The sequence below is a fragment of the Pseudomaricurvus sp. genome, from assembly GCF_965662505.1.
Lineage (GTDB): Bacteria > Pseudomonadota > Gammaproteobacteria > Pseudomonadales > Cellvibrionaceae > Pseudomaricurvus.
Genome location: NZ_CBFIHX010000147.1, coordinates 1 through 6,878, shown reverse-complemented (window position 1 = coordinate 6,878; position 6,878 = coordinate 1). Strand labels below are relative to the sequence as shown.

The following is a 6,878-nucleotide window of genomic DNA, read 5'->3' as shown; positions in this document are numbered from 1 at the left end:
TCTGCCAGTGTCAGCCATTATGGATTTCACTGCGGCCGAAGGGGGCGTCGTACCTTATGAGCCTCATGCGACGGTACAGCGAGAAATCCATAGAGAAATGATCCTCGCTCCGGTTGATGGTTACCAGCCTCAATTGGTTCTGGACCCGACCTTAAGAGGTTCCACTTGGTTTTATGTACGCATCGGCGCAAGGTATGGTCGTGGCCGGGCGTTTACTCCAAGTCTAGAGAGCACAGAAAACGGTCAACGGTTGGTTGTCACGTTCCAGTTATTTCTCAATCCTAACGGGAGCCGAAACCTTGAAACCGTGGAATAAAATTTTATCCCTTAAAATGAAAAGGCTCAGAGCCCTTTCTCCAATCAATACATCTCACACATTTGGCCATCATCAAAATTGCAGCTCAAACAAAAATGTGAGATGTTTAGTGCTATCGCCGTAAGGGAATATTGCGCCATCATGTGACAGCGGGGTGCTGTGCTTATAAAAGGGATTGTCTTCTTACTTTGTTATACCTTCCTTCTTTATACCTTTCGAATTTATTAAACGGGGGAACACTTTTTAACTTATAGAAAGGTATACCTGATAATTCTGTTAATCGGGTAAAAGACCTCATTAGCATACTGTTATGCAAAATTATAGGATATCTATGAAGCATTCAGACATTGAGTTCACCGGAGAAAGGTTTGTCCCTGGAAAATCAGGAGACAGAATTGAAGCCGACCATATGGCAAGATACAGCTTTTCTAGTAAGTTTTCGCAAGGTAAAAAGGTTCTTGATATTGCCTGTGGATCAGGTTACTCAGCCCCCATAATGATTGAGGCAGGAGCAGAAACGTATATGGGTGTTGATGTGAATGAATCAGCAATAAAACATGCAAGACTTAACTATGGATCAGATCTAATTCAATATGAAGTAGGTGATATTACGAAATTTAATAATGGCGTAAATTACGATTTGATAACCTGTTTTGAAACTATAGAACACATAACCTGTTTTGAATCTGCTATAGAAAACCTTTCTGGCCTACAAACTAAAGGAGGGATTTTATTAGTCTCATCTCCATATAGACCGGTCACCTCACCCAAAGCTAAAAAATTATCTGATAGGCCATCCAATAAATTTCATACTCAGGAATTTGTGCCCGAAGAGCTTTTGGCATTATTAAATAAATATGGATACTCCACGAACGAAGCATGCATATATGGCCAAAGGTTAAGAAAGCATTACCCTATTAAACTAGCCAGAAAAATACATAGCGCTATCTTTGGAAATCCTAATAAGGTTAGCAGTCCAAAAGTTGAAAAAATTCAATCAGGGTATAAGCCAAAATATTTTCTTATCGTGGCGGAAAAAGTCTAATGCATAAAAAGGCCGTCAAGATTGAGGTATTTTCCGTTGTTTTTTTGTAGTTTAACGCTACGCCACCACAAATCAAACAACTCCAAAGCCGTAACTTATGGCGGAGTGTGCAGATAGGGAAATCATATTGCTAATTACTCAGGTAAAGACCTCGTCATAAAAAAGGCGAGAGTTCCAGAAATAGAAATTTATTATCACTGTGTCAATTTGAAAAAAATATTGAAAGAGTCAGAGAGAAAATATCAATACCGAATTGAGATAACTGAAGATTATATATATTTTCGAGATTAGTGAGTTTTAAAAATTGCATAACAAACGACTGTGGTGTCAATAAGACAAAATCAAGGCTACACTGCGTTTCGCCGCCCCTAAACCGAGCGTTAGCTTTCCTTGGTATCTGTGCAGTATTCCAACTTAGGTATTTATGAATAAACAATACAAAGTTCGTATAGATCGGGTAATTCAATATATAGAGGCCAATCTCGCTAACAATATTTCACTTGCTGAAGTGGCAAGCGTAAGTCATTTTTCGGCATACCATTTCCACCGAATTTTTACAGGTATTGTTGGTGAGACGGTCAATGATTACATCGTTAGGCGAAGGCTTGAATGTGCAGTAAACCTTTTAATCTTTAAAACTGAACTATCCGTTACTCAGGTGGCTTTGGATTGCGGTTACTCGTCAAGTGCCAATTTTTCAAAAGCAGTGAGACTTCATTTCGGTTTTAGTCCGTCAGAAATAAGAAATCCAGACAAAATTAAAGATAGCAAGATTGGAAAAATATCAAGCAAGTATGGAAAAGATTTTAATCCTTCCGATTTGTATCCTACTCGCATCACCAATGAAGTGATGAGTAAAGCTAACTTAGAGGATACAAATATGAATGTTGAAGTAAGAGAACTTGATCGCCAGCGTGTATGTACTTTGGCTTCAGAGCGCGGTTATGAGCCAGACGCGATATATCAAGCATGGGATAAACTTATAAATTGGGCTGTCTGTAATGGCATAAAGCAAGACGAGCAAAAACGCTTTGCCTTTGCTTTTGACAACCCAACAGTTACCCCAGTCGATAAATGCCGTTACATGGCTTCGGTGGTGATTGGTGAAGGTGTCCAAGTTAAGCGACCTTTTTTACTGTCTGAAATACCGAAAGGAAAGTACGCTGTGCTTTATTATAAAGGTAGCCCAGAGGAAGCAATTAAGGCTCAATTGGGTGTCTATTCAGATTGGCTGCCTGATAGCGGATTTGAACCAGATGATTTTCCAATGTTAGAGCGTTATCTAAATGATGCAAGAATTGACGGATATATAGAAATGGAAATTCACGTTAAACTTAAGGGAATATAGGCATTTACGTAATAAGCTAACAAGCAGTCAACCGGGTTTTACGCTCATGTTTTTGTGATTTAACGCTACGCCACCACAAAACACTCCACTACAAATCCGCAACTGCTTGCGGCGTTAAAGATCATTGAGAATTCAAGCATGAGCGAATTATCAAATACTAAGAACCATATGGAGTCATTTGCAAAAGCCTTTGTCGAGTCCTCTCGCAAAGAAAGGTGGGTTGGATTTCTAGGCCATCACAAATCTAAAAACTATAAGCGCTCGGCCGAACTATTTAATCATCTAGACGAGAGGTTCATAGTTAGAAATGATAGTTTAGAAGGTGTTGCGGATTTTCAAGATCTAGGCGTTTTCTATGACTTCCTTGATGAACCTGCGTTAATTACATTTCAGGAAGCATGCGCTATAGGTAACAATAAAGATGCAATTTTCTCTATAATTCCCGGTAAACTCGCAGTGTACTTCTTCCATGAGGGATGGAATTATGTTTGTAGCAAGTAAATATTTAACAAAGCAATGTATCCGACCCAAGCAAGCCTAAAAAGATGCAAAGAAACTGGTTTCCAGCGGCCTCAAACCAGAAGCTCAGGAAGTATTAGCGCTGATAGCGGAAGACCCTTACTGCAAGCCGCCACCGTTTGAAAAGCTTATTGGCGATCTTGCGGGAGCCTATTCACGCCGTATCAACATTCAGCATCGTCTGGCCTACCAAGTGCTCGAAGACGAGCGAGTGGTGAAAGTTCTCAGGCTCTGGAGCCACTTCGAATAATGCATAACCAGCCGCTGTTGCCCGGAGCTCGGTGAGATTCCGGAAGACATGCATACTCAGGATCTCGTCCCGGTAAGTCCGGTTGAAGCGTTCCACGTAGGCGTTCTGAGTTGGCTTGATGAACTCCAGCGCAATTTCGTGCTTTTCTGCTGCATCCGCCAGAGCGATGGAGATGAAGGCAGGGCCTTTATCCCTTCGCAGTCTGGCCGGATAGGCTCGTCTTTATTACGCAGGTTGCAGCATTAGGTGCTTTAGGTACGCGCACCCTGTTCAAAAGGTCATCTAAACAGCTATAGACAACAGGAATGACCAACAGACTCAAGAAGGTCGACGTAATCAGTCCACCGATTACAACAAAAGCCATTGGAGCTCGGAAGCTGGGATCGCCTGCCCACCCTAGAGCTATAGGCACCATACCTGCGCCCATGGCAATAGTGGTCATTACGATCGGTCGGACGCGCTTTTCGCAAGCATCAAGAATGGCTGTCGCACGATCCATTCCATAGGTTTGCCGAGCAATAATAATGTAGTCCACCAGAAGTATAGAGTTCTTTGTTGCAATCCCCATCAGCATGATCAACCCAATCATGGCGGGCAACGACACCGGTGTCTGAGTGAGAAAAAGTGCCAGAAAAGCCCCCGGTACCGAGAGCACCAAGGCTACCAGTATAGTGACTGGCTGCATGAAATCCTTGAGTAACAGCACCAGAACCATGTAGATGCATATCACACCCGTCAACATGGCAATTCCAAAGCTCGTTACAAGGTCAGACATTTCCTCGGCATCGCCTACCGCGGCCTGATGAATACCTCGCGGCAACTGACTTAAGCTGGGTAATGCCTGCACGATCTGTTCGATCTCTCCCAAAGGGCGCCCCTGCAAGCTCACTTTGAAATTGACATTGCGCAGACGGTCATATCGTGTGATTTCCGAAGGCCCACTGCCCCACTCAAACGAGACCACGCTCTCTAACGGTACGCTCCCGTTCGCACCGGGCACCGGCAAGCGCTTTAGAGTTGCGATATCCTTCCGAGCCGCATCTGAAAGACGAACCATCACAGGTACTTGGCGGCTGCTAAAATTCAACTTAGGGAGATCTTCAGCACTATCGCCCATAGTCGAGATGCGTAAAGTATCGGCGATGGCCAGTGTCGAAACTCCCAGGTCGGCAGCGCGGGCAAAATCTGGGCGAGCAATGAGCTCAGGCCTGACTAGGCTGGCCGTCGAACTTACCGCGCCGATGCCGGGAATAGCACGTAGCTCACGCTCGACCTTACGAGCATGCAGGTCAAGTGCATGGCTATCCTCGCCAGCGAGCACCAGTTCATAAGCGTCTCCCTCGGTGCCCACGCTGATTAGCACCCCCGGAAGCGTGGCAATCGCATCGCGCAACTGCCGCTCAATAGACTGCTGCTTAGCGCCCGCACGGTCCTCACGACCAGACAAGCCGATCGTCAGCACTACGCTAGTAACGTCATTTTCGCCGCTGCCAGAATCACCACCGACGGTCGCAAAGACATCAATCACATGTTGGTGTGCTACTAATCCTAAGCGTGCCTGTTCCGCGATTATTGCCGCTTCTGCCAATGTGCTGCCGGGCGGCAAGGTTAATGTTGCTTGCGTCTGGGAATTATCATCAGGCGGGATGAATGAGCCCGGCAAAATAGAAGCCAGCCAGATTCCTCCGGCAAAACAGGCTGCCGCAGTGACAAGCGTTGTCTTGCGATGCATCAGGCACCAATGGGCAATGACCAAATAATACCGAATCCATGCTGGATCGCGAGGATACTGATGGGGTTTGTGCAACAGATACGCGGACAACATAGGTGTTAGAAGGCGAGCCACGAGCAGAGAGAACAGCACTGCGACCGAGGCAGTCCAACCAAACTGCACAAAAAATTGCCCTACGGTGCCGCTCATAAATGCCGTGGGAAGAAAAACGGCAATCAACGTGAAAGTGGTAGCGACCACGGCCAAACCAATTTCCGCCGCTGCATCCTTAGCCGCCTGACGTGGAACTTTACCCATCAACAGATGCCGTTCAATGTTTTCAATTTCGACAATGGCATCGTCTACCAGCACTCCGATAACCAGCGAGAGCGCGAGCAGCGTGACAACATTAAGTGAGAACCCCATGAGGTGCATAAACGCAAAGGTAGGAATGATCGATAGCGGCAGAGTGACTGCTGCAATCAGCGTGGCACGCCAGTTACGCAAAAAGCAGAACACCACGAGTACTGCCAATGCCATACCTTCGAAAAGGATGCGTATGGATCCCTGGTAGTTTTCCAATACCGGCTCGATGAAATTGAAAGCTTCTGTCACTTCAACATGAGGATGTCGCGCCTGAAATTCTGCAAGTGCGGACGAAACGGCCTTGGCCACCTCCACTTCTCCGTAACCTTCTGCACGGGTCATCTGAAAGCCAATCACGGCCTTGCCATTCAGCAGTGCCATCGAACGTCGCTCGGCTACAGTATCGATAACCGTTGCCACCTGATCGAGACGAATGCGGCGACCATCACTGAGGACCAGTTCCATTCCTGCCAGCTCGGCCGCAGATTCAACGCTAGCGACAACGCGTACGGCCTGCTCGGCGCCACCGATATCCGCGCGGCCGCCGGGTGCTTCCAACTGCGCTTGGCGCAACTGGCGTGAAATATCCAGCGCCGTCGTGTTCAACCCCAGCAGGCGATCCGGGTGCAATTCCACACGAACTTCGCGATCGACGCCGCCGACCCGCTGCACCGAGCCAACGCCAGGTACCGTCAATACGGCTTTGGTCATTTGATCATCGACAAACCATGAGAGTGCCTCTTCGTCGAGATTCTGAGAGGTAACCGCAAAAAGCAGGATCGGCTCGCTGGAAAATTCGGCTTTTCGAATTACTGGGTCACGCAAATCGGCGGGCAGGTCGGAACGGATACGGGAAACAGCATCACGCACATCGTCGACTGCCTCCTGCACGGTTTTTCCCAGCCGGAACTCAATATGGATAGCCGCGTGTCCATCGGTTAGCGTTGTGGCGATGTGCTTAACGCCAGAGACGCTGGCAATAGCATTCTCGATCTTGCGGGCTACCTCGCTTTCCATCAAGGCTGGGGCTGCGCCTGGCAGCGTTGCGGAGACCTCCACGCGAGGTAACTGCACATCCGGAAAATCCTGGATGAACATGCCCTTGAAGGAGATAAGTCCCCAGAATGTCAGTAGAACAAAGAGCAAAATCACCGGAACTGGATTGCGAATAGCCCAAGAAGAGACATTGAGAGTCATAATGGGCCCTCGACGTCACGACCATCCATATGGCTTACGTTGTTATGCTTCTCCTCAATAATCCGTACCTGGTCGCCGTTGCCCAGAAAGGCGCCGCCCGACGTCACCACCCGATCGTCGAGTTCC

General features: G+C 47.1%; 5 protein-coding genes and 2 pseudogenes. 5 read left to right on the top strand and 2 right to left on the bottom strand.

Annotation, left to right across the window (positions count from 1 at the left end; genetic code table 11):
* From ACTG33_RS15165 to ACTG33_RS15145, 5 genes and pseudogenes are all read left to right on the top strand, one after another.
* On the top strand, positions 1–316 hold a 316-nt coding region (locus ACTG33_RS15165; RefSeq protein WP_439136066.1), incomplete at its 5' end, for a hypothetical protein.
* A gap of 331 nt (positions 317–647) precedes the next feature.
* Positions 648–1,361 (top strand): class I SAM-dependent methyltransferase, encoded by a 714-nt coding sequence (locus ACTG33_RS15160; protein ID WP_439136065.1) that lies wholly within the window; start codon positions 648–650, stop codon positions 1,359–1,361.
* Positions 1,362–1,785: 424 nt separating this feature from the next.
* Positions 1,786–2,709, top strand: coding sequence for an AraC family transcriptional regulator (locus ACTG33_RS15155; protein WP_439136064.1), 924 nt, complete (start codon positions 1,786–1,788; stop codon positions 2,707–2,709).
* 138 nt (positions 2,710–2,847) lie between these two features.
* Positions 2,848–3,210, top strand: a complete 363-nt coding sequence (locus tag ACTG33_RS15150; protein ID WP_439136063.1) for a hypothetical protein — start codon at positions 2,848–2,850, stop codon at positions 3,208–3,210.
* Between the two features lie 52 nt (positions 3,211–3,262).
* A pseudogene (locus ACTG33_RS15145) lies at positions 3,263–3,478 on the top strand (Txe/YoeB family addiction module toxin); the annotation flags it as partial.
* 21 nt (positions 3,479–3,499) lie between these two features.
* Here the strand turns inward: ACTG33_RS15145 and ACTG33_RS15140 are convergent.
* Positions 3,500–3,697: pseudogene (locus tag ACTG33_RS15140) on the bottom strand (integrase core domain-containing protein); the annotation flags it as partial.
* Positions 3,666–6,752, bottom strand: coding sequence for an efflux RND transporter permease subunit (locus ACTG33_RS15135; RefSeq protein WP_439136062.1), 3,087 nt, complete (start codon positions 6,750–6,752; stop codon positions 3,666–3,668). The gene ACTG33_RS15135 and the pseudogene ACTG33_RS15140, both read right to left, overlap by 32 nt.
* Positions 6,753–6,878: the final 126 nt, after the last annotated feature.